The sequence below is a fragment of the Oceanobacillus sp. FSL W8-0428 genome (genome assembly GCF_038004405.1).
GTDB classification, from domain to species: Bacteria; Bacillota; Bacilli; order Bacillales; family Amphibacillaceae; genus Oceanobacillus; species Oceanobacillus sojae.
Map to the genome: position 1 here is coordinate 2,002,936 of NZ_JBBORB010000001.1, position 24,407 is coordinate 2,027,342.

The window sequence follows — 24,407 nt, forward strand, 5'->3', positions numbered from 1 at the left end:
GAGGAAAATAATACAATTTAAAATCTAAATAAGTGATTTTAAAATATCAATGCGTTGATAGATCATAGAAGGGGGCATTGAAATGGACCGGACGAAATTAAGCTCGGAAAGTAATCGATTTATAGAAAAGCTGCGGCTGTATTTATTTTCTCAGGGCATAGAACAATCTGATATTGAGGAAGCTGCAGATAATTTAGCGCAGAAGCTTTATGAGATGGAACAAAATAATGAGTCTATTAAACAAATTACCGACAAATCCCCGCAGGAATATTTAGATGAGCTGAAAGAAGAAGTGAATAAAAAGAAGAACACATCTGTATCCTGGCTGATTCCATATATCCTTATAGGTGCGATTATTTTTATGGTATTTGGTGACGTTTTACGAGGTGTATTATACGGAGAAATTGTAGCATACAGCCTTTTTAGAATCCTAAGTACAATTGTAATTGGACTTTTATTTATTATTGGCTCTGTTTTTGCGGTAAGATACACCTCTAAAACGCAGTTATCTGTATCTAAAGAATATATAATTCTGGCGATTCCAGCAGTTATTGGTATGCTTTTATTTGTAGCAGCTTATTTTATGGATGGTTATGTGGAAACCTCCCTTGTTACAATTCAATTCTTAGGAAATATGATTTTATTGGGGATAGTGACAGCTGCAGCAGTACTAATGTCTGTTTGGGCGAAAACATGGATATTACCTGTTATCTTAATTGCCTGGAATTTTCCGCCGATGATTTTGGAGAATACGCCGCTTGGAGTTGATATGCAGGCTTTCCTGAGTATTATCCTGACCTTTTTAATTGTTGGAGTTTATATCTATTTGGAGTTTCAGAAAGAGCAGCAGTGATAACCAGGCAAGGATAATTCTGTTAAAATATGAAGGAATGAACGTAAGAAATAAGTAAAAGAACTAGACTGGATAAGAGGTGCTTGAAATGAAAGGTTATTTAGCAAATGGATTATTTTCAATAGGTGACCGTTATGTAAATGAACAGCTGGCAAAAGCGATTCGTGAGGCTGTTCCGGAAATAGACTTATATGTACCGCAGGAAAATGCGGCAATTAATGATAAGACTGCATATGCAAATAGTGAGATCATTGCAGAAGCAGATTTATCTAAGCTGGAAGAAAGTGATTTTTTAATTGCAGTACTGGATGGCGTAGAAGTAGATTCTGGTGTAGCGGCTGAAATTGGAGCTTTTTCAATGCTTAAACGCCCAATTGTCGGGGTATTTACCGATACCCGCCAGCAGGGAAGAGATAATCAGAAAAAGATTGACGCGCTTATAGAAGATGGTTTAGAAAATCAATTTGTGTATCGTAATTTATTTTTGGTAGGGTTAATAAAAAGAAATGGCGAGATTACCTCTTCCTTGGAGGAAGCAGTGGAAGCTGTTTTAGAGATAAAGAATAAACGTATATAATGATTGTAAGAGAAAATCTAAATTGTCATTCAGAGCTTTATATGGAGTATGGTAGGTTTTCTCTTTTTTTATATACACATCATGAAAATATTTCAAAAATTCTAAATTGCATAGACCTAAAATAACAAAAAGATGTTAAACTGAAAACTAAGTTACATTTAATAAGGAGAATACATATGGAAAAGACAGAAGCAATAACGTTAAAGCTCCTAACAAAAACGTACATAGATGATTTGAATCAATTCGAGCTTCCGGAAGAGCAGCATCAATTTACTGCACTGCCTCACGAGATTTCAGACCTGACGGAAGGTCAATATGGTGTCATGATTATGAATGGAGAAGAACCGGTAGGTTTTTTCCTGCTGCATCAGACGGATCGTGTAAAAGAATATTCTGCGAATCATAAAGCTATTCTTTTAACTGCTTTATCTATCAATCAGGTTCATCAGCGGAAGGGTTATGCCAGAAAAGGAATGACATTACTTAAGGATTTTATACAAGATGTATTTCCTGAATGTGATGAGATTATATTAGCTGTCAATCATAAAAATATACCAGCACAAAAGCTTTATCATAATGTCGGTTTTGCAGATACGGGTAAGCGGAAGGAAGGTCCAAAGGGCGAGCAATTTATTATGGCTTTACAAGTATTCTAATTTAAGGAGAGGTTCTATGAGCAAAGTATTTACGGAGTACAGGAAGACAATTGATGAGGTTTCCAAGCTAAAAGAAGCGGATGAACAAATACTGATCACACCGATTAAAGAAAATGCCTGGTCGATAAGAGAAATTATTGGTCATATGTATTATTGGGATGATTACAATCTTCAAAACATGGTATCTCAGATGCATCATAGAGCAAATCTGCCGGCATTTCCGGATCATGATGCTCAGAATGAAAAGGCTATTCAATCTCTCGAAGGCCAATCTGTTTACCAAATAGTAGATTTATTTATAAAGCGGAGAGAAGAATTTTTAGATGCAGTAAAAAAAGTAGATAAGCAGGACAGGTTTACTATTGGAACCGGGAAAAGAGCTTTTTCGGCTGAAAGCTTTGTGAAAATATTTGTGAAGCATGATGCACATCACTTAAAGCAAATAGAGAATTTTTTAGCTGTTGGTTGATAGAACATATGAGGAACTTTCTGGAGATGGAGAGTTCTTTTTTACGAAAAAGTATAAGAAGTACTGGTTACAGAACAATTCGTGAAAATAATATGGCAATGGAGTATAATATCTTTATAATAGATGATTATTCAAGGTTGAAAGGACAGACATTCAATGGCTACAATTCGTGATATTTCTGAAAAAGCTGGAGTGGCAAAAAGTACGGTATCCAGATATTTAAATAATGGTTATGTCAGTCAAGCGACAAGAGAAAAAATTGAAAAAACAATTGAAGAATTGGAATACGTTCCGAATTCATACGCACAAAATTTGCGTTTAGAGAGTAATCCGACAATTGGTGTGATTATTCCCAGATTTGACTCTTATTCGGTAATAACGACACTGCAGGGAATTGATAAGGAATTAAAGCAGCTGCAGTATAATATTTTAATTGAAAATACAGACAGAAGTCCTGAAAGAGAAATTGAATATTTAAAGCGTCTGGCAAAGATGAAAGTTTCAGGAATTATATTTCTGGCGACAAAATTAACAGAGGAGCATATTCATACGATTGAATCCATTGAAGTACCTGTTATTGTGATTGGTCAAGAGGATAGACGTCTGAATTGTATTGTTTATAAGGACTATGAGGCAGCTTTTGAGCTGGCAGAGTATTTAACTGCTTACGATTTTAATAAAATTGCTTACCTTGGAGTAGATGAAGAAGATGAAGCAGTTGGTGTTTTAAGGAAAAAGGGATTTGTCGAATGTTTTATGAAAGAGGGGCAGGAAAGGCTCTCTATTTATTATACTGACTTTTCCATCGAGAAATCAGTTCATAAAACAAGGGAGTTATTAAACGAAATCAAGCCGGATTTATTGATTTGCGCAACGGATAATATTGCGATCGGCGCAATGAAATCCATTTATGAAAAAAAACTTCGTATTCCTGAAGATATTTCTGTGACTGGTTTTGGAGATTATCAGATCTCCAGTTATTTAACGCCTGCATTAACAACGGTTCATTATGATTATAATAAAGCCGGACATATCGCTGCAAAAAGTATTGTCAGAATGAAAGGACAGAAATTTCATCCCACAACAACATACGTGGATTATCAGGTATTGCCAAAAAACAGTATTGACAAAGCGAAAAGAAAGCGATAAACTTTCTCCATAACATATATTAAATTTAATCAATGTGGAACCGATTCCCTATAAAGCATGTGGAACCGGTTCCATAAATGAAAATAAGGAGGACTTTCCTCATGGAAACAAAATGGTGGCAGGATGAGGTAGTTTATCAAATTTATCCAAAGAGCTTTTATGATTCTAATGGCGATGGTATCGGAGATTTGAAAGGGATTACAGAAAAATTGGATTACTTGAAAGAGTTAGGGATTACAATGATTTGGATATGTCCGATTTTTTCATCTCCTATGGTTGATAACGGATATGATATCTCTGATTTTGAGGGGATTAACCCAGAGTTTGGAACAATGGATGATTTCAATCAGCTCTTAGAAGAAGCGAAGAAACGCAATATTAAAATTATATTGGATCTTGTAATTAATCATACTTCGGATGAGCACCCATGGTTCCAGGAAGCACTAAAAAATCCAGCCAGCAAGTATAGAGATTACTATATTTTTAAAACAGGTGCAGAAGGCAGCCCGCCGAACAACTGGCGTTCTATTTTCGGAGGATCGGTTTGGGAGAAGCTCCCTGAAGAAGATCTCTATTACTTGCATGTTTTTGATAAAAAACAGCCAGATCTTAATTGGGAAAACAAAGAAATGCGTGAAGAATTATATGGGATGATTAATCGCTGGCTCGATAAAGGTGTAGCAGGATTCCGAATTGATTCTATCACTTTTATTAAAAAGGACAGTGACTATGCAAGTCTTCCGGCAGACGGAGCGGACGGTCTTGTTTCCTGCAAGCATAAAACAAGAAATCGTCCAGGGATCGAAAACTTTCTAAACGAATTGAAAGCGAATACGTTTGAAAAGTATGATGCTGTTACTGTTGGTGAAGCTCCAGGAGTGAAGTATGAAGATTTTAATCAGTTTATAGGGGAAGATGGTTACTTCTCCATGATTTTTGATTTCCATTATGCCGATATTGATGTGGAATCAGGATCAGATTGGTTTAAGCGTACAAATTGGACTGTTCCAGAATTTAAAGAGCTATTATTCAGATCTCAATCCGCACTCCAGGAAGCTGGATGGGGAGCAAACTTCCTGGAAAATCATGATCAGCCGCGTGTGCTGTCCAAGATGGTAAGAGAAGAAGAATGGCAAACACCTGAAACCGCAAAAACATTTGGAATGCTATATTTCTTTTTGCGGGGAACACCATTTATCTACCAGGGACAGGAGCTTGGAATGAAAAACTTTCACCGTTCAACGATAAAGGCTTTTAATGATATTTCCAGCATTGATAATTATCACCGTTCTATGCAGGAGGGATTTTCAGAAGAGGAAGCACTTCAATTTGTTAACCTGCGGAGCCGTGATAATACAAGGACACCATTTCCTTGGAACAACGAGGTGTATGGCGGATTTACTACTGGAAAACCGTGGCTGGACATGACAGAAGAATACCCGGAAATTAATGCAGTAAATAATTCTGTTTATACATTTTATCAGCAGATGATTCAGTTAAGACAGGATAGTGAATTAAGCGGTATATTAACTTTTGGGAATATTAAAGAAGTAAAGGATGTACCGGAGGAAGTAATTGCCTATGAGCGTGTCCATAAAGATAAAAGATTGACGGTACTGGTTAATCTAAGCACAGAGAAGAAAAAAGTTCTATTAGACCGTCCAATGGTGGATATCATTTTATATAGCCAGACGAAGCCTTCGATAACGGGGAATGAAGTTGTTTTAGAACCTTATCAGGGAATCGCCGTCAGCTGAGAAGGAGTGAAATAGCATGTCTAATGATAAATATAAACAAACAGGCGAAAAAATTATAGAGATTATTGGTAAAGATAATATTGAATCCATGACGCATTGTGCAACGAGATTGCGCTTTAGCGTCAAAGATAAGGATTCTATCGATAAAGAAGCAATTGAAGACATTGAAATGGTAAAGGGTGTTTTCTATAATTCAGGACAATTTCAAGTCATTCTTGGGACAGGAATTGTTAATAAAGTGTATAAAGCCGTTGCTGGTGACTCTAATGAAGAAGAAAAACAGTCAGATAGTCAAAATGCGGAAGGTCAGAAACCAAAAAAAGGAAAAATACAGCGTGGAGTAAGAACTCTGGCGGATGTATTTATTCCAATTATTCCGGGGATTGTGGCAACAGGACTATTTCTTGGATTAAAAGGTGTATTGTTGAATGAATCTGTTTTAGGATTCTTTGGAACAACACCGGATGCTATTCCGGAATCAGTATTAGCGCTGATTACTGTGCTGACAGATACTGTATTTGCTTTTCTGCCGGCATTAATCTGCTGGTCGGCCTTTAAGAAGTTTGGCGGAACCCCGATCATAGGATTTGTTATTGGTCTGATGCTTGTTTCGCCTGCTTTGCCGAATGCTTATGCAGTGGCAGATGCAACATCCAATGTAGAGCCCTTGATGGCATTCGGGTTTATTCCGATTGTCGGTTATCAGGGGAGTGTTCTGACCGCACTTGTTGTCGGTATTGTAGCTTCAAAAGTAGAAATAAAACTTAGAGCAAAAATGCCAGATTCACTGGACTTAATGTTTACACCATTCTTCGTTATTATCGTTGGCGTTTTAGGTGGACTATTGGTACTTGGGCCAGTACTTCACATTGTAGAAAATGGTCTTGTTTATGTGGTAACTGGATTAATTCACGTACCATTTGGAATTGGCGGATTTATTATTGGATTAATTTATCCGTTAGCCGTTATTACAGGAATGCACCATCTGTTCTTAATGATTGAAACAACTTTACTTGCTTCTACCGGCTTTAATCCGCTTATTACATTATGTGCAATGTATGGGTTTGCCAACGCAGCGGTTTGTTTTGCTATCAGTTTCAGAAGTAAGAAAAAGAATATGAAAGTAATGGGCACCAGTGCGGGGATTACCCAGCTCTTAGGCGTCAGCGAGCCGGCTCTTTTCGGGGTCATCATCCGCTACGGAACCCGGCCGTTAACAATTATGCTGCTCTCTTCCGCATTAGGGGGAATGGTATTATCCATCCTGGGTGTACAGGCTAATGCATATGGTTTGGCTGTTATTCTGTCACCATTAATGTATATTTACAGCGGGTATCAATTTGTAACGTATATTATTGTCGGGATAGCTACCTTTATTTTAGCGTTTGTCCTTGCTTATCTATTTGCTGTTCCAAAAGAGCTGTTAAAGCCGGATGAAAATACAGCAATAAATCATTCATGAGAGATTTAAAACAGCCTGGATAAAGGATTTGGAAGGGAGCATTTGAGAATAATATGGATTGGACAAGAGAAATGAGGTATCGTCATTACCGTGAAATGACGGATGCAGAGGAAAAAGAATTACTGGAAAAAGTGAACAGCAGCATCTGGAGGCAGCAGTTTCATGTACAGCCTCCTTATGGGCTGTTAAATGATCCGAATGGCTTTGCTTACTATCAGGGAAAGTATCACTTATTCTATCAATGGTTTCCATTTGGGCCTGTTCATGGCATGAAGCATTGGTATCATGTAGAATCAGATGATTTGGTCAATTGGAAAGATAATGGGCTGGCGCTGGCTCCAGAATATGATTATGAGAGTCATGGAATCTTTTCAGGTACAGGTATTGTTAAGGATGAACTATTATATTTATTCTATACAGCGAACAAACGTGATGAGAACTGGAATCGAGAATCTTCCCAAGGCCTAGCTGTTATGGACAAGAATGGCAGGATTGTAAAAAAGGAGAAGCCGGTAATTTCGGCACAGCCGGCAGGATATACAGCTAATTTTCGGGATCCAAAGGTATGGCAGGACAAAGATAGCGGTAAATTTAATATGATTGTCGGTGCAGAAAGAGAGAATCATACAGGCTGCGCGCTGCTCTATAAATCGGATAATTTGTTGAACTGGAGCTTTCAAGGAGAATTAAAAATGGATTTTGAACAGTTTGGTTATATGTGGGAATGTCCGGATATCTTTCAGATTGAAGGAAATGATGTGCTGATACTATCTCCTCAAGGGCTTGAACCAGAAGGAGATTCCTATCATAATGTGCATAATTCCGGATGCTTTATTGGTTATTTTGATAAAGAAAAAGATTATTTTCAAAGTGATGCTTTTCAGGAACTGGATGCAGGATTTGATTTTTATGCGCCACAGACAACGCAGATACAGGATGGACGTCAGATTTTAATTGGCTGGATGGGACTTCCTGATACAGCTTATCCTTCTGATAAAGATATGTGGGCCAATTGCTTAACGATTCCGAGAGAACTGCAAATAAAAAATAATAAAATCTATCAGGTTCCAGTGAGGGAAATGATTAAAAAAAGAGGTTCTCTGACAGCATGGCAGGGAAATCTGATTGACGAAGAAATAACGATGGATGACTTTTCAGGCACTGTTTACGAGTTGAACTGTGATATGAGAACAGAAGACGGTAATGCAGGATTAAAGCTGCGTACTGGAAAAGAAGAAGAAACCTTGCTTTATCTGGATACAAAGCGTCAAAAAATAGTACTTGATCGTACAGCTGCAGGAGTTCCGGCAGCTGTGGATTATGGTACTGTTCGTCAGACTTCCTGTACAGATAATAAAATTTCTTTACGTATTTTTATGGATACGTCTTCCATCGAGGTGTTCGTTAATGAAGGTGAAGTTGTATTTACCGCAAGAATTTTTCCACAGGAAGAAAGCAATGGGATCAAGCTGTTTGCTGAGGATACGACAGCCTCTTTTGATTTGAAAAAATGGGGTTATACTTCTTAATTATAAGTGCAAAGGTTACAGGAGAATAAACTGAAAGAGCTTCAGTGAGCATGCCGGGCCGGTATTGCTCACTGGAGCTTTTTTATAAGCTATGACTGCTTTTGTTCATCAAGCGTAGATTGCAGCATTTCATTTTTAACTTCTAAAATATAATTCTTCAAAACATAATCCTTTCCACCATACTGGTCATACCACTCCCGGACTCGTATTACATGCTCCTTGTCTGCCCGGATAGCCGTTTCAATTCGTAAATAGTCATCGTAGCTGTCATATTCCCAGATAGCAAAAATTTCTGAGATATTGTCTTCATTTTCTATCATCCAGCGTCCAATCAGACGGGATCCATGCTTTAACTGGTTAGGGAGATTTGTTTTCTTGAAATGTGCATTTAGTATTTCTGCGAATTCAGATTTTACCAGGTAGTATTTTCGTCTGTAAAACATTGCTTCAGCTCCTTTGAATCTGTCCTTATGAAAATAAACTTTTGAATGAAGTATACCATCTTGAAAAATCCTAAATCATCTTTTTACCTGGCCTATTCAAAGTTCACAAATACCTTCAACATATCAATCGTATTAAATCCAAGTTTCCGGTAGATATTTTCAGCTTCAGGAGATGCTTGTAAAGTGCAGTACGCTGCACCTTCTTCCTTTGCTGTGCTTAGCAGATGATTCGTTAATTTTGTTCCAAGGCCATTACCTCTTTCACTCTCTAAGGTGGCAATATCGTATAAGCCTGCAATACCGTCTGAAAAGAGTATGGAGCCTATCGCTGCAGGTCTGCCTTGATGATAGCCGATAATATGCTGGAAATTATTAACCTCTAAAAGAGAAGAATGAGCAGCTTTTTCAAAATAGGTTTGAAGTTGTTTTTCTTCATTGGTGCCTGTATATAAACTGGAGAGAATATTACCGAAAGTAACGAATTGTTCAGGACTTGCGGCTTTTTCAAAATGAAAGTCTGCAACTGCATTGGAAACAACGGGCTGGAAGTCTTCAAGATCTGCAATCATACCTAAATAATCTGTTCCATAGTCGTTTAAGCCCGCTTCTCTAAATAAAGAAATAACATCTGTCTGCTGCTCCCAGCACCATACGTTTATGGGGTATTTTCTGCTGTTAAAATAATCAATGATTTCTTTAAAAGTACTATGATTTAGGGGATAACCGGTTTCCGGGAGTGTGACGACATTGAAATTATAGGATGAAAGATGCGCGTCTGTATAAGTAAAACCGTCTTCTGTTTCATGGATTTTTGCTTCCTTTAGGATAGCTGCTCTTGCTTTTATTTTTGCATTCAGGTTGTTGATCATAACTTGCTTTTGTTCAGATTGATTCATGCTTTCTGCTCCCTTATCTTGGAATAAAATGCCACAGTCTTGGATGAATTTCATCTCAACTACTGTGGCATCGGCCAAACTTATTTTTATTAAAATGATGTGATGTTTACTCTAAAGCTTCTTTTACTTTTTCCTCTGCTTCATCTGTCACCCATTCTGTCCAAAGATCTTCATGCTCTCTCAGGAATCTTTCGGCAGCTTCCTCTGTACTTGCGTCTTCCTCTTGAATATACTGCAACGCATCACTGGCAATTTCACTGGAGGTTTCGTAGTGACTTAAAAACTCTACAACTTCGGGTGCCCAATCCTCTAAATCATTACTTACAGTAATATCAATATCCTGTGCACCCATTTCGGAGAATGGTCCATCCGGGTCTTCTTCCAAAATTGGTGTCATATCGTACATACCCATAACCCAATTGGGTTCATAGTTATACCCAATCCAGGGTTCTCCACTTTCATAAGCATCTAACAGAGAAATATTAATTGCTGATTCTGAACCAGGGCGGAAGTAATTATAATATTCATCTAAACCGTATTCATCAATTCCATCTGAGAGCATTTTATCGACCTCCCATCCGGAGATAGCGCCGACAATTCGTCCTTTACTGCTATCATCAGGATCCTGGAAAACCTCCCAATATTCCGGTAAATCGGTAACGTACTCCAGATCTGGAGTCATTGGTTCAATGCCGCGTTCCGGGTCCCCTTCAATCATATAAGTGGGAACATATAAGCCTTGAAAGTTATCGTCAAAATTGACAGAGACCTTTTGATAATCGCCATTTTCCAACCCTTCAGCGTAAGATTCTCCAAGATTTTGCGTCCATACTTCCATATGTATGTTAATTTCCTGATCTTTCAATCCGGTCATTAATGCAGCTGCTGAGCCTGTCATTGTTTCTGTATCATAACCATAACCATTGGAAATAATAAAACCGGCGACTTCATTATGGAATCTTAAACTGTCCCAGCCTTCGTCGGCTAAAACAATTGCTCCTCCTTCATTTGTCTTTTCTCCACATGCGGCAAGCAGAATGAAGGAAAATCCGATGAGCAAATAGCTTAACTTCTTTTTCATAATAAAATTTCTCCTCACTTCTCTATAACTATAATAAAAAAATCTTGCGATAGAATGCGTGTTCAAATTATCGCAGTGTCATTTTTATTGGACTTTTGAACATCCTCTTAAATAGACCTATCTTTAAGAATAGCGGGAACATAGAGGAGGAGCAACCGGACAAGGACCTTCATATAGGTTATAAAATGCCGTTAAGTTACGCATAAACGAGATTTCTTTTAGATAATCATATAATACAGGTTTATTTGTCGGAATATCATGAATTATAAGGAATTTATATATTCATCAAAGGATTCACCTGGTAAATCATACTCAAATCGAGTATAAGAAGATTAAAAAATTAAATTCTTGACAATACCTATGAGGGGTATGTTAAGATGGATATATAAGTTAAGAGGAGGTTAATAAAATGACTAAAGAAACAATTCAAGTTCAAGGTATGTCATGTGGTCACTGTGTCAGCTCTGTCGAAGGAGCAGTTGGTGGATTAGATGGTGTAGATACAGTAAACGTTCATCTTCAGGAAGGAAAAGTAGATGTTTCCTTTGATGAAGGGAAAGTAAAGCTGGGCGACATTACAGAAGCAATTGAAGATCAGGGATACGACGTTGTATAAATAATAAAATATCTCGTTTCGAAAGCTTTTTAGATAAATGATCAAGGATCGTGCAATCTATTTTCTGCACGATCTCCTTTTTAAATAATTACATACCCTATGCAGGTATGGAGGTGGTTTAAATGGAAGCTAAAAAAGAAGTCACATTGCCTATTGAAGGGATGACATGTGCAGCCTGTGCAACCCGAATTGAAAAAGGGTTAAAGCGGGTAGATGGCGTAGAGGATGCTAATGTCAATTTTGCGATTGAAAAATCAACGATCCACTATAATCCCGAACAAACATCGATAGAAGCGTTTGAGAAGAAAATTGAACAGCTGGGCTACCATGTTCAGCATGAAAAGCAGACATTTGATGTTGTGGGAATGACGTGTGCTGCTTGTGCCAACCGGATTGAGAAACGTTTAAATAAAATGGATGGTGTGAGTGAAGCAAATGTCAATTTTGCTCTGGAGAATGTGGCGGTTGAATATAATGAAAATCAAGTAACTGTCCAGGATATGATGGAGGTTGTGAAGAAGCTTGGCTACGCGCTTAAACCCCAGGTATCCAAGGAAGAGACAACAAATCGGAAGGAAGAGGAGATTCGTCATCAAACCGGAAAATTTATTTTCTCTGCTATTTTATCACTTCCATTATTATGGACGATGGTGACGCATTTTTCTTTCACCTCATTTATTTATTCACCGGATATGCTGATGAATCCATGGGTACAGCTGGCACTGGCAACACCTGTGCAGTTTATTGCCGGAAAACAGTTCTATGTTGGAGCTTATAAGGCATTAAGAAATAAAAGTGCAAATATGGATGTTCTTGTCGCATTGGGAACCTCAGTAGCCTATCTCTATAGTATTTTTCTCGGAATAGAATGGCAAATCAACGGTGCAGCTGGAATGCCTGAGCTTTATTTCGAAGCTGCTGCGGTGATTATTACGTTAGTTCTGCTTGGGAAGTTATTTGAGGTTCGTGCGAAAGGACGCACTGGTCAAGCGATTAAAAAGCTGCTGGATATGCAGGCTAAAACTGCCCGTGTTATCCGTGATGGTGAAGAGCTGGAGATCGCTATTGAAGAAGTAGCTGTCGGCGATCAGGTTATTGTCCGTCCGGGAGAAAAAATACCCGTTGATGGGGCAATTGTCAAAGGGAAGTCAGCTATTGATGAGTCAATGATTACTGGTGAAAGTATACCCGTTGATAAAAATATCGGGGATACAGCAATTGGTTCAACCATCAATAAAAATGGTACGCTGACAATTGAAGCAACCAAAATTGGAAAAGATACTGCCCTTGCCCAGATTGTAAAGGTAGTGGAAGAAGCTCAGGGCAGTAAAGCAGATATTCAGCGTGTAGCAGATCGTGTATCTGGAATCTTTGTTCCTGTTGTTGTCGGGCTCGCTGTTGTAACGTTTCTTGCCTGGTACATCTTTGTTTCGCCGGGGGATTTACGTGCAGCTTTAGTTCCTGCGATTACCGTTTTGGTTATTGCCTGCCCTTGTGCACTTGGCTTGGCGACACCGACCTCTGTCATGGCCGGATCAGGCAGAGCTGCAGAATTAGGTGTTCTGTTTAAAGGCGGAGAGTATTTAGAAAACACCCGCTTGATTGAAACAATTGTATTAGATAAAACAGGAACCGTAACAAAGGGTGAACCTGCATTGACTGATGTCGTTCCTCAAGGGGATATGACGGAAGCTGATTTATTAAAAATGGCAGCATCTGCTGAGAAGCACTCAGAGCATCCGCTTGCTGAAGCAATTGTTAAAGGTGCAGAGGCACAGCGTATTGATTTAATAGAAACAACTGACTTTGAATCGGTACCCGGATCCGGTATCCAAGTAACATGGGAGGGAGAGCCTCTCTATATTGGAACGAGAAAATTGATGAAGCAGCAAAACGTTGATATCCGTAGTATCGAAGAAAGAATGACAGAATTGGAAGCTGACGGAAAGACAGCAATGCTCGTCGGTTTTCAAGGCAAGCTTGCAGGAATGATTGCTGTTGCTGATACCGTAAAAGAAACTTCGAAGGCAGCTATTGATCGTTTGCATGAACAAGGATTAGAAGTGATTTTGCTTACTGGCGATAATGAACGGACAGCGCAGGCAATTGCGAAAGAAGTCGGCGTAGATCGTGTTATTGCAGAGGTTTTACCGGACCAAAAAGCAAATGAAATTAAACGGCTGCAGCAGGAAGGTAAAAAAGTTGCCATGGTAGGTGACGGTATCAATGATGCTCCTGCCTTAGCCATTGCAGACATTGGAATGGCAATTGGTACAGGAACAGATGTCGCAATAGAAGCTGCAGATGTTACTCTGATGCGCGGTGATTTACACAGTGTGGCTGACAGTATTGAGCTGAGTGCAAAAACGATGCGAAATATCAAGCAAAATCTATTTTTCGCCTTTGCCTATAATTCTGCATCCATTCCAATTGCTGCGATTGGGCTGTTAGCTCCTTGGGTTGCCGGCGCAGCGATGGCATGCAGCTCTGTATCTGTTGTGCTCAACGCTCTCAGACTCCAGCGCTTGAAGCTGAAAAGGGAGGCGTAATTGATGTCGATTAAAAAATGGGTGAGTATCGGGATTATCTATGTTTGTCTTGTTGTGATTGCATACGGTGTGCTTACAGGAAAGAATCCATTTGAAAGTAAAGATATAGAGCCTCATGATCATGCGGCAGTGCAAATCTTAGAAGTGAAACAGAGTAGTTTCATATAAAATAGAAAATAGCCGGTATTCTGACGGGAGAATACCGGCTATTTTTGCAGGATGCTTAAGACGATGTCCAGCTACCTCCGTTAATATGGATAGCTTGTCCCGTCATATAAGAAGCTTCTTTGGAAGCAAGCATCACATAAGGCCAAGCATGCTCGGAAGGTTGCCCGGGACGGCCCATTAGAGAATCCTGTCCAAATTGCTCTACTTTATTTTCATCAAATGAAGATGGGATAAGTGGCGTCCAAACTGGTCCTGGAGCAACGGTGTTCGCACGAATACCTTTTTTTTCCAGACTTTGTGCGATACTTCTGGTGAAAGCAGTAATAGCGCCTTTGGTTGCTGAATAATCCATTAACGTGGCATTTCCTTTATAAGCATTGATGGATGAAGTACTAATGATGGAATCTCCCTCTCCCATATGGGGAACAGCTGCTTTTGTCAGATAGAATTGCGAGAAGAAATTCACACGGAATACTTCTTCAAACTGTTCAGAAGGAATATCCTCTACATTTTCCTGAACGAATTGGATGGCAGCATTATTAACCAAAATATTGATACCGCCAAATGCTTGTACGGTTTTTTCGACTAAATCAATACAATGGGATTCTTCTTTTATATCTCCGGGTAGAAGAAGGCATTGCACTCCTTCAGCTTCAACTGATTTCTTCGTATCCTTCGCATCCTCATGCTCGTCCAAATAGGAAATCGCTACGTTTGCTCCTTCTTTTGCGTATAAAATGGCTACAGCCCGGCCAATACCGCTGTCACCGCCAGTAATCAACGCATTTTTTCCTCGTAATTTATCCGTTCCTTTATAATCATATGGCTGATGCGGGAGCGGATTCATTTTTGATTCGAGTCCCGGCTGTTTGTCTTGTTTCTGTCTAGGAGTACCATTCTTCTGCATCTCTGTTGGTTCCATTCATGTGTTCCTCCTTTAATTATTTTTTTCTGTGTTTAGCAACATTTTTCCACGTATAGGTAATTTATAAACATATTTATTGGAAAAGAATCTAAAGCAAAGGCTTTTAAAAGAACCACGTGGATTAAACAGATGAACTTTTTCCATTAGCTGTATTCTTCTTGTTTCTTTCAGTGCAATTTAGGGAAAAGATTTTTAAGAGCCCAATGATAGATACTCAGACAATAAGATTATTTTCTTCATAGCAATGTCAAGGAGTTGAACGATTGATATGAGTTCTTTTTTGAAGAAACTGGAAAGACAATTAACGCTGCCCTTTTTTACGCCGACAATTGACAGTTACCTTGCACTGGGATTTGCTTTTGCCGGTTCTATTGCGGTGAGTTTTACCAGGGGAATTATACCTTTTTGGCAGCTGGTGCTGTATGCTGTGATTATCTTAATCATTCTTACGCCGATTCTTAGAATGGCAGGCAATAAATGGAGAGAGAAGAAGGGGATTAAAGAGGAGGATTTGAAGCCTAATAAGCTGGTGGACCGCATCGTACTCAATGTGCTTCTCGGTTTTACGGTGGTTTGTTTTGTTATCGCGCTGATTATAAATGTATTAGCAGAATCTTTTAACTGGGCATGGATAGGATTTCATATATTTGCTATTCTATTTGTCTATTTTGTCCGTTTTATACATTTCAAACGGCTGGAAAAAAGCTGATGGTCAATGATTGTTATATATGCCAGTGGCGAGTTTGCTTTCTGTTCTTCAGTACTGTTATAACTCTGCCTGATAAAAAGCACTTTCGGTTAAGAGAGTGTTTTTTTGTGAAATAAATAATCTTCATAGTGTATGCCTGTAAAGTGCTTGAGAATGAGGTATAGAAAGATTTGGGTAATTAAATTCTATAAATTTGAAATATAATATTCTATATTTGTAGAATATGTGATACGATAAAGTTAATCAAATACAAAGGAGCGATAACATGGATGTTTTGCAACTAACAAGCAGAGAACGGGAGAGCTATGAGATCCAATTGACTTATTCTATATTATGGGAGTGTGCTTTAGGAATCGCAGCAATAACAAACACAAGATTGCTGGATACATTAGAGAAGCCAAAAGAATATTGGATACAGACAAGAGAATCTGTTTCAGCAGAGTTATCGGAGGAATTGGACTATGTTGAACAAAATAATACATGGAAGGCATTGCTCCAAATACTCCACCAGCAGGAATTTTCCAATCTGGATGTGTTTCAGCAATATGTACAGCATTTAACAGATACAGAATTGAAATTTATTTGCCTGCCATTTATCGGAAATCCGTATCAGGCAGATCGGGAGCAGGCTGCGCAAGGGGAGGAAAAAGCAATCAAAGAGCTGATGCGTATTACTGCTAACAATCCCTTTTTTCCATCATATATCGAATTTATCAGCAGTTGTGAAGCGGAGCCTTTAAAAAAACATCTGATAAAGGTGATGAACAGCTGGTACCAAGAAATAGTGAGAAAGAGTGAGCAGGAAACAAAGGTCATTTTGGAAAAGGATTATCAGTCAAAGAAAGAGAAGCAGCAGAAAATGTCTTCGGAGGAATTAGTGCAGTGGGCTACCGGCGGAGTTACCTATACGCCTGAACCAAGTGTACATACCGTCTTATTAATCCCTCAATATATTTATCGTCCATGGAATATTGAGGCAGATATGGAAGGGACAAAAGTATTTTATTATCCTGTTTCCAATGAAAGTGTATCTCCAAGTGACCGTTATATGCCAGATTATTTTCTGGTTCAAAAATATAAGGCATTGGGCGATGAGGTGCGTCTGAAAATGGTTAAAATGCTGTCTGAGCACCCCAGGACATTACAGGATATGACGGAAAAACTGGATATAGGGAAGTCAACCATCCACCATCATTTGAAGATATTAAGAGCAGCGAAATTAGTAGAGATAATTGATTCAAAGTATTGCTTAAAAAATAATGTATTTACTCTGTTAGCAAAGGAATTTGACTGGTATCTGGAAAAATGAAAGGAGGAAGCGGATGGACACATCGATTTTCAGAAATAGATCGTTTCTTTCCATTTGGATTGGCAATGGGATTTCAGAGCTGGGAGGTGCTTTCGGGACTTTTTGTAATTCCATTTTAATCTATCAATTAACAGGTTCGAAATTAGCATTGGGGAGTATGTGGCTATTATATTTTATTCCATCTTTAGTGCTCCAGCTGTTTATTGGTCCATTTATTGATCGGTGGAGCCGGAAATGGATATTGATTTTCTCTCAGATGGCAAGAGGATTTGTCTTTCTTGTACCGTTGTTTGCTTTATTTACAGACAGCCTGCTGCCATGGCATATCTACCTGGTGCAGATAATTGTTGGATTAATTACACCGCTCTATGTTCCGGCAAATCAGGCGATAACTCCTTCTATCGTGGCAAGGAATCAATTAGAAGCGGCTAATGCATACCTGGAAGGCACGGCACGATTAATGACTTTTACAGCTCCTTTTTTAGGGGGAGTAGTGATTGAATATATAGGTGTTATGCCTACAATGACTTTGGTAAGTACGCTGCTCTTATTTAGCGGATTTGCATTACTGTTTATCCAGGAAGACAGAATTCCGCAAAAAACAAGAGAACCATGGATCAAGGAATTTACCGCAGGGATTACTTACTTTTTTACGAAGCGCGTCATTGTCTGGCTGGGAATATTTCTGGGTTTTGTCCAATTTGGAGTCGGGGTAACAATGGTTACGACACTTCCTTATATTACTGAGGAATTGTCGGGAAGCTATGCAGAATACGGTTATTTTATGGCTGGTTTTCCGGTCGGGTTTATTTTAGGTTCTATCCTGGTTGGTAAAATGAAATATAAAAGCCGAAGAAGATTAATGCTCGGAGCCTTATTTACCGGCGGGCTTACATTTGTTTTCTTATTTATTAATACAAGTGTTTTATTGGGAATTCTGGCAGAGGTAGCAGGCGGAATTGCCATGGCTGTTTTTGGAATACATAATACAACAATCTGTCAAAAAATCATACCTAATCATTTAATGGGGAAAATATTCTCTGTACGGCTGTTGATTATTAGATGCATGATGCCATTAGGTATACTGTCAGGAGGATTTTTAAGTGAAATTTGGGGAGTTCGTCCATTGTATTTAATGATAGGGATGGTGATAAGTACTACTTCTTTATTGGGAATACTGCTTTCGTATTTTAAATTTTTGGATGGGGATTTAGAAAAAGCAATATGAATCTATAATTGATGTCATTTATTTGTCCTGTCTTTGTATTTTTGAATAGCCAGTTCATCATCTTTAATGTGTTCAGGAGTGTATTCCATCCAGGGGATTTTTATACTTTGTAGGATGTCTATAAAATTTACCAATGGTATTCCTGCAAGTTCAGCAACACGCTCTAAAGTAACAGTACCTTCTGCAAACATTCCAATAGTTAGTGATAAGCGTACCTTTTCATCAATATTTTTCCCATTAGAGCTCTTATCAAGAATTTGAATAATTTCATGAGGTAAACGAACGTTCTTATCGTTGTTTTCCAGCATACTCCGCCACCCTTTTCTATTTATCATATGTGCTCATAATATCATTTTAACATATTTATGTACAATAACTGAAAAGGCTTACAGAACTGGGTTTTTACTATATATAACACGGCAATCTGTCAAAAAAATCATACCGTATCACTTAATGAGGAAAGTATTCCTTGCCTGATTGTTGATTATCGGATGTATGGTGTATTAGGGATACTGCTTCCGTATTTTAAGTTTATGGATGAGGACATAGAAAAGAAAATCAATAAAAATCTTGCTTGAAAATAAGCTATATGAAAAACTAGTTTCATATAGCTTATTTTCATTAAAAGTGCTTCATTTATTATCATTCGTTTAGTATCTTTAAAAACGTGACAATGAAATACTTTACAGCTCCCGTATGGACTTATCTGCTAACTGCATGATCGTCATATCATCCATTGGCGGATTATGCAGACCGGCCCGGACATCACGGTAATAGCGTTCAAAATTATTTTTTAGCTTGAGGCTTTGTGCACCAACAACACGCATGGCAAGATCTACACCCTGCACGGCTTTATTGGTGACAGACAGCTTCACAGCTCCTAATTCAGGGCCTATAGTATTTCTGGTTTCTTCATCACTGTTATCCCACTTTTCGGCAACTGCATGCAGGAAGTATTGTGATTCCAGCAAAAGAAGCTCCAAGTATCCAAGCTTTTGCTTCACGTTAGGCAGTTCAGAAATGGTTCCCTTGATGCTGTTTGGCGAATAGCTTGTTGCAAAGGCAACAGCATCTTTCTGGGCAGCCTGGGCAATCCCAAGATAGCATGCCGGAATATGCAATAACCAGCCCGCTGGTTTTCTTTTCTGATTCGATGTAATTTCAACAAGATCCTCTTTATCTAAATGAACCTCTTCTAAAACAAGATCATGACTTCCGGAGCCGCGCATTGCGATAGAATCCCATGTTTCTTCCACATTAACACCTTTCAAATCATGCTTCACAAGGAAATTACCGACATCATCTGTTCCATCAATAGATGCACTGACCACAAAATAAGTTAAGATTGGTGACAGTGTGGTAAAGGTTTTCCGGCCGGTAATTACCCAGCCGTTATCTGTTTTTACTGCTGTTGTTTCCGGCTTTCCACCGCGAGTCGGGCTACCTGTTGCCGGTTCGGTAGCAGCATTGTTTAATAATGCGCCATTTGCGATAACATCCTTGATAACTTTTTTATAAACATCTTCATCCCAAGGCCTGCTTTCGCCCAAATGCTTCATAATCCCCATATGCCAGCCGATAGACAATGCAGTTGAACCGTCTGCCTGAGCGATAAGCTGCTGATAGGTAAGTAATTCATCAAGTGAAATACCTGCTCCGCCATCCTTTTTTGGGATAGTGAGTGAAGGATAGCCGATTTTTTGCAGGTCTTTAAAGTTTTCATAGGGAAAAGCGCCATCTGGAAGCTGACGAACACGCTCTCCAAAGGGTTCAATGGTTTTTGATAAAAGCTGGGTTCTATCTTCTTTTGTTTGTAATTCTGCTAAAATAGTCATGCAGGTACTCCTCCTTGAAAAAGACAAAGTATGTTAATCAGATTTGTATTATTTATATTATTTCATTGTTGGAGGAATAGTTCAATTAACATGTAACGCATTTTTTTGTATAATCTAATGATCGAAATATTATAAAATAGGGTAGACTAGAGTAGAGAGAATGTAAGGAGTGTATACATTGAATCAGGATCTAAATTTAACCCCTTTACCAAAAACTTTTTACCAATCCCCCACCTTACAATTAGCAGAGGAACTGCTTGGGTGCGTTTTAGTAAAGCAGACGGAGGAAGGAACGAGCTCTGGATTTATTGTAGAAACAGAAGCATATCTGGGAAGCGCTGATAGAGCAGCACATGGATTTGGAAACCGGCGGACAAAACGGACGGAAATTCTTTATGCTGAAGCTGGTATGACATATACCCATCTCATTCATAATCATTGTCTGATTAATGTCGTCAGCGCGGAAAAAGAAGTGCCGGAAAGTGTATTAATCCGGGCAGTGGAGCCTTATACGGGAGTCGATCAGATGCTGGTCCGCCGACCGGTGAAAAAATTTCAAAACTTAACAAGCGGACCGGGCAAGTTGACGCAGGCATTAGATATTAATATGGGAGATTATGGACGATCTCTCATGGAGCCGCCGCTATTTATTGCAGAAGGAAAGAAACCGGAGAAAATCAGCAGCGGTCCGCGGATTGGCATAGATAATTCTGGTGAGGCAAGGGATTATCCATATCGGTTTTGGGTTGCCGGTAATAAATTTGTTTCTAAATAAGAGCTGAGATCCTCGTTATCATTTGTTGGATAGCGAGGATTTTTTTGTCTGAAAATACGAATGTTGATTTAGATAGTTTGAGGAAAATATGCACTTACTCTATAATGATACTGAGAATTAAAAACTATATGACAGCTTTGAAATTGTAGCTGATTATGTTCATAATATAGACAGAATGCAGGGGAAGATATTGTCTAAAAATATGCAGAGGAGTATGAGTGATGAAGCAGATAGGGATTGCAGTAACAGGAATGGGAGCTGTCTCTCCATTCGGTATGGGGGTTTCAACTTTTTGGGATAATTTAATTGCGAATCGTTCTGCAGTAAGGGAAATAACAGATGAAAATGTAAGCAAATGGACAAAGGTGGGCGCGCGCGTGCCTGCATTTGCAGCTTCCGATTTTCTTTCTAAAAAGATAGTCAGAAATACTGATTATTTTACCCAGCTGGCACTAATTGCAGCAGATGAAGCATTAAGGGATGCAGGATTGTTTAAAAGTGATGGCGAATCCTTTATAGATGATGTAGACAGGAACCGGTTTGGAACAGCAATTGGGACGGCTTTTGGAGGAATTCAGTCCTTGGAGCAGGCTTCTGAAAAATTAGCGACGGGGAAGGCAAAAAGAGTAGGGCCACGTATGATTTCTAAATCAATTCCGAATGCAGCGGCAAGTACGATTTCCATTCAGTATGGATTTAGGGGACCGTCAAATACATATGTAACAGCTTGTGCAGCTTCGGCAAATGCCATTGGAGAATCTGCCTACTGGTTTTTCCGTGATGATGTGGATTATATTCTTGCTGGAGGTGTGGACAGCCTGTGGTCCAATGTCTTTTTATCTGGACTCGGAGATGCAGGTGCATTGGCAGCAAAAGGACCGGAGGATTTTTCAACATGGTCCCGCCCGTTTGATGCTGCAAGGACAGGAATGGTAATGGGTGAAGGGGCAGGCTTGTTTGTCCTTGAACCGCTGGAGCGTGCCAAAGCAAGGGGAGCACATATCTATGCAACCTTAAAAGGATATGGAGCCTCCAATGATGCTTATCATGATACATCACCGGACCCGGAAGGAACAAGCGCCGCATTGGCAATCGAGCGTGCGCTCCGTTCAGCGCAGCTTGATCCGTCAGATATTAATTATATTAATGCGCATGCAACATCTACACCAGCTGGTGATATTGCTGAAACGAAAGCGTTAAAAATGATATTTGGAGAGAGGCTGGATGACATGCCGGTCAGCTCGATAAAAGGCAGTGTTGGACATCTGTTAGGAGCTGCGGGGGCGATTGAAAGTATTGCATGCATTAAGGCTATAGAGACGGGGATTTTACCGGCAACGCTTCATTCCGAAACACGGGACGAGGAGGCGCCAAAGGATATTGTTCCAAATACAAGCCGAAAGCAGCAAATTAAGACAGCGATGAGTAATTCCTTTGGCTTCGGCGGTCAAAACGGAATTGTGATTTGGCAGGCGCCTCAGGCTTAAATGAATAAGGAAAAAGATGAAACGAATAATGAAATGGAGAGATAACCATGCTGGAACAACAACAGGGTCATAAAAGTGTGGAGGATAGACAAGCAGCACTGGAAAAAATGTATCCAAGCTGGGAAAAGCGGACAATTGCGACGCATTTTTATAAGCAATGTCAGCAATATAGCAAGTCCCCATTGATTATGATGCCGGATAAGGTTATGACCTACGGAGAAATGTGGAAGACAGCGCGTAACTATGCAAAGGCTATGCTGCATTTAGGGGTTGCACCGGGCGATCATGTGGCAGTTTTGATGGAAAATGAACCCGAATATACAGCTCTATTTATTGCTTCTTCTATGGTTGGGGCGGTTGTAGTCCCCTTGAATACACAGCTTCAAAAAGAAGAATTGACCTATATGCTTCGTCAATCTGATACCAATTGGCTGATTACCCATCAATTTGCCGGTAAACAAAGTCATGCCGAAGCTTTAAAAGATGTTGTTTCTGAACTCCAAGAGGATGCAGAGAGCCCTTTTAAAAAGGCAGTTTGTATACCGAATAAAGATACAGAGATTCCAAATGTTTATATACAATGGGACGCGTTTTTACAGGGTTCAGAGGCAGTAGAAGAGACGGACTTAAATAAGCGCTGGAAAGAAACAGATGATCCGGACGCTTGTGCGGCAATTATTTATACATCTGGATCAACCGGATTGCCAAAAGGAGTTATGCTGACAGATGATATGCTGCTTCGCTCTGGTTTTGCGACGTGTCTGACAAGAGGATATGAAGTGGGAAGACGGATTTATGCACCATTGCCGATGTACCATGTTTATTTTCTGCAGGAAGGATTCTTTGCAGCTTCCTTTGTAGGAGGAGGTATGGTGACATGTCATGCTTTCCAGCCGCTGCAATCACTCCAGCTGATGGAAAAATATCAGGTACATGATTTTCTGGCAGTACCATCGATGCTTGTCGCCTTATTGAATCGTCCGGAAGTTAAAAATACAAATTTGGATCATCTTTATGCGTTATTATGCTGTGCAGCACCTTCTCCAGTTCCATTATGGAAAAGAGCTGTAGAGGAATTAGGAGTAACAGAAATCGGTACGGGCTGCGGGGCTACAGAGGCCGGCTCTACAACGATGCTTACTGAAATTGATGATCCTTTGGAAATAATCTCGACAACGGTAGGAAAGGTAAAAACAGCAGGGATTGCCGGTCATCCAGAATTTGGAGATAAAAGTGTCATCTACAAAATTATTGATCCAGACACAAGGGAAACATTACCGGAAGGCTCTGTCGGTGAACTGGCAGTACGGGGGAATGTTGTCACGGAGGGCTATTATAAAAAGCCGGAGGAGACAGCTTCTGCAAAGGATAAGGAAGGCTACATCCGCAGCGGGGATTTGGGAACGATCGATGAGCATGGATATATCCGCTTATTAGGCAGAAGTAAAGACCTGTATAAGGTATCCGGAGAAACAGTGGCTCCGAAAGAGGTGGAGGATGTGATTTCCATGCATCCGGCAGTGAATCAGGTCTATATTGTCGGCGTGCCGGATCAATTAACAACAGAAACGGGTGCCGCATTTATTGAGTTAAAGCAGGGCGAAACCTGCACGAAGCAGGAGGTCAGAAAGCTGTGCCGTGAGCATGTGGCACGCTTTAAAATACCTCGTCATATCTGGTTTGTGGAAGCGAAGGACTGGCCGCTGACAGGAACAGGTAAGATTCAGAAATTTAAACTGCAGGATATAGCACGGGGAAAATTGAAGAAATAATAGATGAACCCTCCTGCTGAGTGAGATAAATCTTGCTCGGCAGGAGGGTTTTTAATTCAGGTGGAGGGAGGATGAGGATATCTTTATCAGTTTAAAACAGATTGAAATATTACATGTAATTTATTCAATGCACCTAAATTAGATTTTTTATGAAAAGATATA

The 24,407-nt window shown here is 39.5% G+C and carries 23 protein-coding genes; 17 read left to right on the forward strand and 6 right to left on the reverse strand.

The window, feature by feature from the left end:
• The first annotated feature begins 82 nt into the window (after nt 1–82).
• The 8 genes from MKY30_RS09335 to MKY30_RS09370 all read left to right on the forward strand — a co-directional run bounded on the left by MKY30_RS09335 (nt 83) and on the right by MKY30_RS09370 (nt 8,452).
• Nucleotides 83–853, forward strand: a complete 771-nt coding sequence (locus tag MKY30_RS09335; protein ID WP_339284422.1) for an HAAS domain-containing protein — start codon at nt 83–85, stop codon at nt 851–853.
• Between the two features lie 88 nt (nt 854–941).
• Nucleotides 942–1,430: a nucleoside 2-deoxyribosyltransferase gene (locus MKY30_RS09340; RefSeq protein WP_147209201.1), complete on the forward strand. Its 489-nt coding sequence runs from the start codon at nt 942–944 to the stop codon at nt 1,428–1,430.
• 176 nt (nt 1,431–1,606) lie between these two features.
• On the forward strand, nt 1,607–2,086 hold the full coding sequence (locus MKY30_RS09345) for a GNAT family N-acetyltransferase (RefSeq protein WP_147209203.1): 480 nt from the start codon (nt 1,607–1,609) through the stop codon (nt 2,084–2,086).
• Nucleotides 2,087–2,102: 16 nt separating this feature from the next.
• Complete coding sequence (locus tag MKY30_RS09350; RefSeq protein ID WP_339284426.1) at nt 2,103–2,555, forward strand: DinB family protein; 453 nt, start codon at nt 2,103–2,105, stop codon at nt 2,553–2,555.
• A gap of 156 nt (nt 2,556–2,711) precedes the next feature.
• Nucleotides 2,712–3,704: a LacI family DNA-binding transcriptional regulator gene (locus tag MKY30_RS09355; protein ID WP_339284427.1), complete on the forward strand. Its 993-nt coding sequence runs from the start codon at nt 2,712–2,714 to the stop codon at nt 3,702–3,704.
• Between the two features lie 101 nt (nt 3,705–3,805).
• Nucleotides 3,806–5,461, forward strand: coding sequence for a glycoside hydrolase family 13 protein (locus tag MKY30_RS09360; RefSeq protein ID WP_341083629.1), 1,656 nt, complete (start codon nt 3,806–3,808; stop codon nt 5,459–5,461).
• 16 nt (nt 5,462–5,477) lie between these two features.
• Nucleotides 5,478–6,923, forward strand: a complete 1,446-nt coding sequence (locus MKY30_RS09365; RefSeq protein WP_147209209.1) for a PTS transporter subunit EIIC — start codon at nt 5,478–5,480, stop codon at nt 6,921–6,923.
• A gap of 53 nt (nt 6,924–6,976) precedes the next feature.
• Complete coding sequence (locus MKY30_RS09370; protein ID WP_339284431.1) at nt 6,977–8,452, forward strand: glycoside hydrolase family 32 protein; 1,476 nt, start codon at nt 6,977–6,979, stop codon at nt 8,450–8,452.
• Nucleotides 8,453–8,541: 89 nt separating this feature from the next.
• Here MKY30_RS09370 and MKY30_RS09375 read toward each other — a convergent pair whose 3' ends face one another.
• From MKY30_RS09375 to MKY30_RS09385, 3 genes are all read right to left on the reverse strand, one after another.
• A complete protein-coding gene (locus tag MKY30_RS09375; RefSeq protein WP_339284433.1) occupies nt 8,542–8,895 on the reverse strand; it encodes an NIPSNAP family protein in 354 nt (117 codons plus the stop codon).
• Between the two features lie 92 nt (nt 8,896–8,987).
• Nucleotides 8,988–9,791 (reverse strand): GNAT family N-acetyltransferase, encoded by an 804-nt coding sequence (locus MKY30_RS09380; protein WP_339284435.1) that lies wholly within the window; start codon nt 9,789–9,791, stop codon nt 8,988–8,990.
• A 106-nt stretch (nt 9,792–9,897) separates the two neighbouring features.
• Entirely contained in the window at nt 9,898–10,872 is a 975-nt protein-coding gene (locus MKY30_RS09385; protein WP_077604776.1) for a glycine betaine ABC transporter substrate-binding protein, read from the reverse strand.
• 409 nt (nt 10,873–11,281) lie between these two features.
• Between MKY30_RS09385 and copZ the strand changes: the two genes are divergently transcribed.
• The 3 genes from copZ to MKY30_RS09400 all read left to right on the forward strand — a co-directional run bounded on the left by copZ (nt 11,282) and on the right by MKY30_RS09400 (nt 14,205).
• Complete coding sequence (gene copZ, locus MKY30_RS09390) at nt 11,282–11,488, forward strand: copper chaperone CopZ (protein WP_077604775.1); 207 nt, start codon at nt 11,282–11,284, stop codon at nt 11,486–11,488.
• A 122-nt stretch (nt 11,489–11,610) separates the two neighbouring features.
• Nucleotides 11,611–14,037 (forward strand): heavy metal translocating P-type ATPase, encoded by a 2,427-nt coding sequence (locus MKY30_RS09395; protein WP_077604774.1) that lies wholly within the window; start codon nt 11,611–11,613, stop codon nt 14,035–14,037.
• A gap of 3 nt (nt 14,038–14,040) precedes the next feature.
• Nucleotides 14,041–14,205 (forward strand): hypothetical protein, encoded by a 165-nt coding sequence (locus MKY30_RS09400; protein ID WP_175637217.1) that lies wholly within the window; start codon nt 14,041–14,043, stop codon nt 14,203–14,205.
• Nucleotides 14,206–14,260: 55 nt separating this feature from the next.
• Here MKY30_RS09400 and MKY30_RS09405 read toward each other — a convergent pair whose 3' ends face one another.
• Complete coding sequence (locus MKY30_RS09405) at nt 14,261–15,127, reverse strand: SDR family oxidoreductase (protein ID WP_077604773.1); 867 nt, start codon at nt 15,125–15,127, stop codon at nt 14,261–14,263.
• 271 nt (nt 15,128–15,398) lie between these two features.
• On the opposite strand from MKY30_RS09405, the gene MKY30_RS09410 reads away from it, so the two are divergent.
• The 3 genes from MKY30_RS09410 to MKY30_RS09420 all read left to right on the forward strand — a co-directional run bounded on the left by MKY30_RS09410 (nt 15,399) and on the right by MKY30_RS09420 (nt 18,376).
• The gene (locus MKY30_RS09410; RefSeq protein WP_077604772.1) at nt 15,399–15,839 is read left to right on the forward strand and encodes a hypothetical protein; all 441 of its coding nucleotides are present in this window, start codon (nt 15,399–15,401) and stop codon (nt 15,837–15,839) included.
• A gap of 265 nt (nt 15,840–16,104) precedes the next feature.
• Entirely contained in the window at nt 16,105–17,148 is a 1,044-nt protein-coding gene (locus MKY30_RS09415) for an ArsR/SmtB family transcription factor (RefSeq protein ID WP_077604771.1), read from the forward strand.
• Nucleotides 17,149–17,161: 13 nt separating this feature from the next.
• Nucleotides 17,162–18,376 (forward strand): MFS transporter, encoded by a 1,215-nt coding sequence (locus tag MKY30_RS09420; RefSeq protein WP_260051790.1) that lies wholly within the window; start codon nt 17,162–17,164, stop codon nt 18,374–18,376.
• A gap of 14 nt (nt 18,377–18,390) precedes the next feature.
• Here MKY30_RS09420 and MKY30_RS09425 read toward each other — a convergent pair whose 3' ends face one another.
• Together MKY30_RS09425 and MKY30_RS09430 are read right to left on the reverse strand one after the other, a co-directional pair.
• Nucleotides 18,391–18,684 carry a UPF0175 family protein gene (locus MKY30_RS09425; RefSeq protein ID WP_175637216.1) on the reverse strand — a complete coding sequence of 98 codons (294 nt, stop codon included), beginning with the start codon at nt 18,682–18,684 and terminating at the stop codon, nt 18,391–18,393.
• Nucleotides 18,685–19,059: 375 nt separating this feature from the next.
• The gene (locus MKY30_RS09430; RefSeq protein ID WP_260051791.1) at nt 19,060–20,211 is read right to left on the reverse strand and encodes an acyl-CoA dehydrogenase family protein; all 1,152 of its coding nucleotides are present in this window, start codon (nt 20,209–20,211) and stop codon (nt 19,060–19,062) included.
• Between the two features lie 178 nt (nt 20,212–20,389).
• Here MKY30_RS09430 and MKY30_RS09435 point away from each other — a divergent pair, with 178 nt between their 5' ends.
• The 3 genes from MKY30_RS09435 (at nt 20,390) to MKY30_RS09445 (ending at nt 24,245) form a co-directional block, all read left to right on the forward strand.
• Nucleotides 20,390–20,986, forward strand: a complete 597-nt coding sequence (locus MKY30_RS09435; RefSeq protein WP_077604767.1) for a DNA-3-methyladenine glycosylase — start codon at nt 20,390–20,392, stop codon at nt 20,984–20,986.
• A gap of 221 nt (nt 20,987–21,207) precedes the next feature.
• A complete protein-coding gene (locus tag MKY30_RS09440) occupies nt 21,208–22,473 on the forward strand; it encodes a beta-ketoacyl-[acyl-carrier-protein] synthase family protein (protein WP_260051792.1) in 1,266 nt (421 codons plus the stop codon).
• Nucleotides 22,474–22,520: 47 nt separating this feature from the next.
• A complete protein-coding gene (locus MKY30_RS09445; protein WP_260051793.1) occupies nt 22,521–24,245 on the forward strand; it encodes a class I adenylate-forming enzyme family protein in 1,725 nt (574 codons plus the stop codon).
• Nucleotides 24,246–24,407: the final 162 nt, after the last annotated feature.

Coding starts and splice junctions, on each gene's coding strand:
- MKY30_RS09425 (WP_175637216.1), bottom strand. CDS start 18,684: ATGCTGGAAAACAACGATAAGAACGTTCGTTTACCTCATGAAATTATT.
- MKY30_RS09380 (WP_339284435.1), bottom strand. CDS start 9,791: ATGAATCAATCTGAACAAAAGCAAGTTATGATCAACAACCTGAATGCA.
- MKY30_RS09345 (WP_147209203.1), top strand. CDS start 1,607: ATGGAAAAGACAGAAGCAATAACGTTAAAGCTCCTAACAAAAACGTAC.
- MKY30_RS09395 (WP_077604774.1), top strand. CDS start 11,611: ATGGAAGCTAAAAAAGAAGTCACATTGCCTATTGAAGGGATGACATGT.
- MKY30_RS09375 (WP_339284433.1), bottom strand. CDS start 8,895: ATGTTTTACAGACGAAAATACTACCTGGTAAAATCTGAATTCGCAGAA.
- MKY30_RS09410 (WP_077604772.1), top strand. CDS start 15,399: ATGAGTTCTTTTTTGAAGAAACTGGAAAGACAATTAACGCTGCCCTTT.
- MKY30_RS09335 (WP_339284422.1), top strand. CDS start 83: ATGGACCGGACGAAATTAAGCTCGGAAAGTAATCGATTTATAGAAAAG.
- MKY30_RS09420 (WP_260051790.1), top strand. CDS start 17,162: ATGGACACATCGATTTTCAGAAATAGATCGTTTCTTTCCATTTGGATT.
- MKY30_RS09440 (WP_260051792.1), top strand. CDS start 21,208: ATGAAGCAGATAGGGATTGCAGTAACAGGAATGGGAGCTGTCTCTCCA.
- MKY30_RS09415 (WP_077604771.1), top strand. CDS start 16,105: ATGGATGTTTTGCAACTAACAAGCAGAGAACGGGAGAGCTATGAGATC.
- MKY30_RS09365 (WP_147209209.1), top strand. CDS start 5,478: ATGTCTAATGATAAATATAAACAAACAGGCGAAAAAATTATAGAGATT.
- MKY30_RS09340 (WP_147209201.1), top strand. CDS start 942: ATGAAAGGTTATTTAGCAAATGGATTATTTTCAATAGGTGACCGTTAT.
- MKY30_RS09430 (WP_260051791.1), bottom strand. CDS start 20,211: ATGACTATTTTAGCAGAATTACAAACAAAAGAAGATAGAACCCAGCTT.
- MKY30_RS09445 (WP_260051793.1), top strand. CDS start 22,521: ATGCTGGAACAACAACAGGGTCATAAAAGTGTGGAGGATAGACAAGCA.
- MKY30_RS09370 (WP_339284431.1), top strand. CDS start 6,977: ATGGATTGGACAAGAGAAATGAGGTATCGTCATTACCGTGAAATGACG.
- MKY30_RS09400 (WP_175637217.1), top strand. CDS start 14,041: ATGTCGATTAAAAAATGGGTGAGTATCGGGATTATCTATGTTTGTCTT.
- MKY30_RS09350 (WP_339284426.1), top strand. CDS start 2,103: ATGAGCAAAGTATTTACGGAGTACAGGAAGACAATTGATGAGGTTTCC.
- copZ (WP_077604775.1), top strand. CDS start 11,282: ATGACTAAAGAAACAATTCAAGTTCAAGGTATGTCATGTGGTCACTGT.
- MKY30_RS09385 (WP_077604776.1), bottom strand. CDS start 10,872: ATGAAAAAGAAGTTAAGCTATTTGCTCATCGGATTTTCCTTCATTCTG.
- MKY30_RS09355 (WP_339284427.1), top strand. CDS start 2,712: ATGGCTACAATTCGTGATATTTCTGAAAAAGCTGGAGTGGCAAAAAGT.
- MKY30_RS09360 (WP_341083629.1), top strand. CDS start 3,806: ATGGAAACAAAATGGTGGCAGGATGAGGTAGTTTATCAAATTTATCCA.
- MKY30_RS09405 (WP_077604773.1), bottom strand. CDS start 15,127: ATGGAACCAACAGAGATGCAGAAGAATGGTACTCCTAGACAGAAACAA.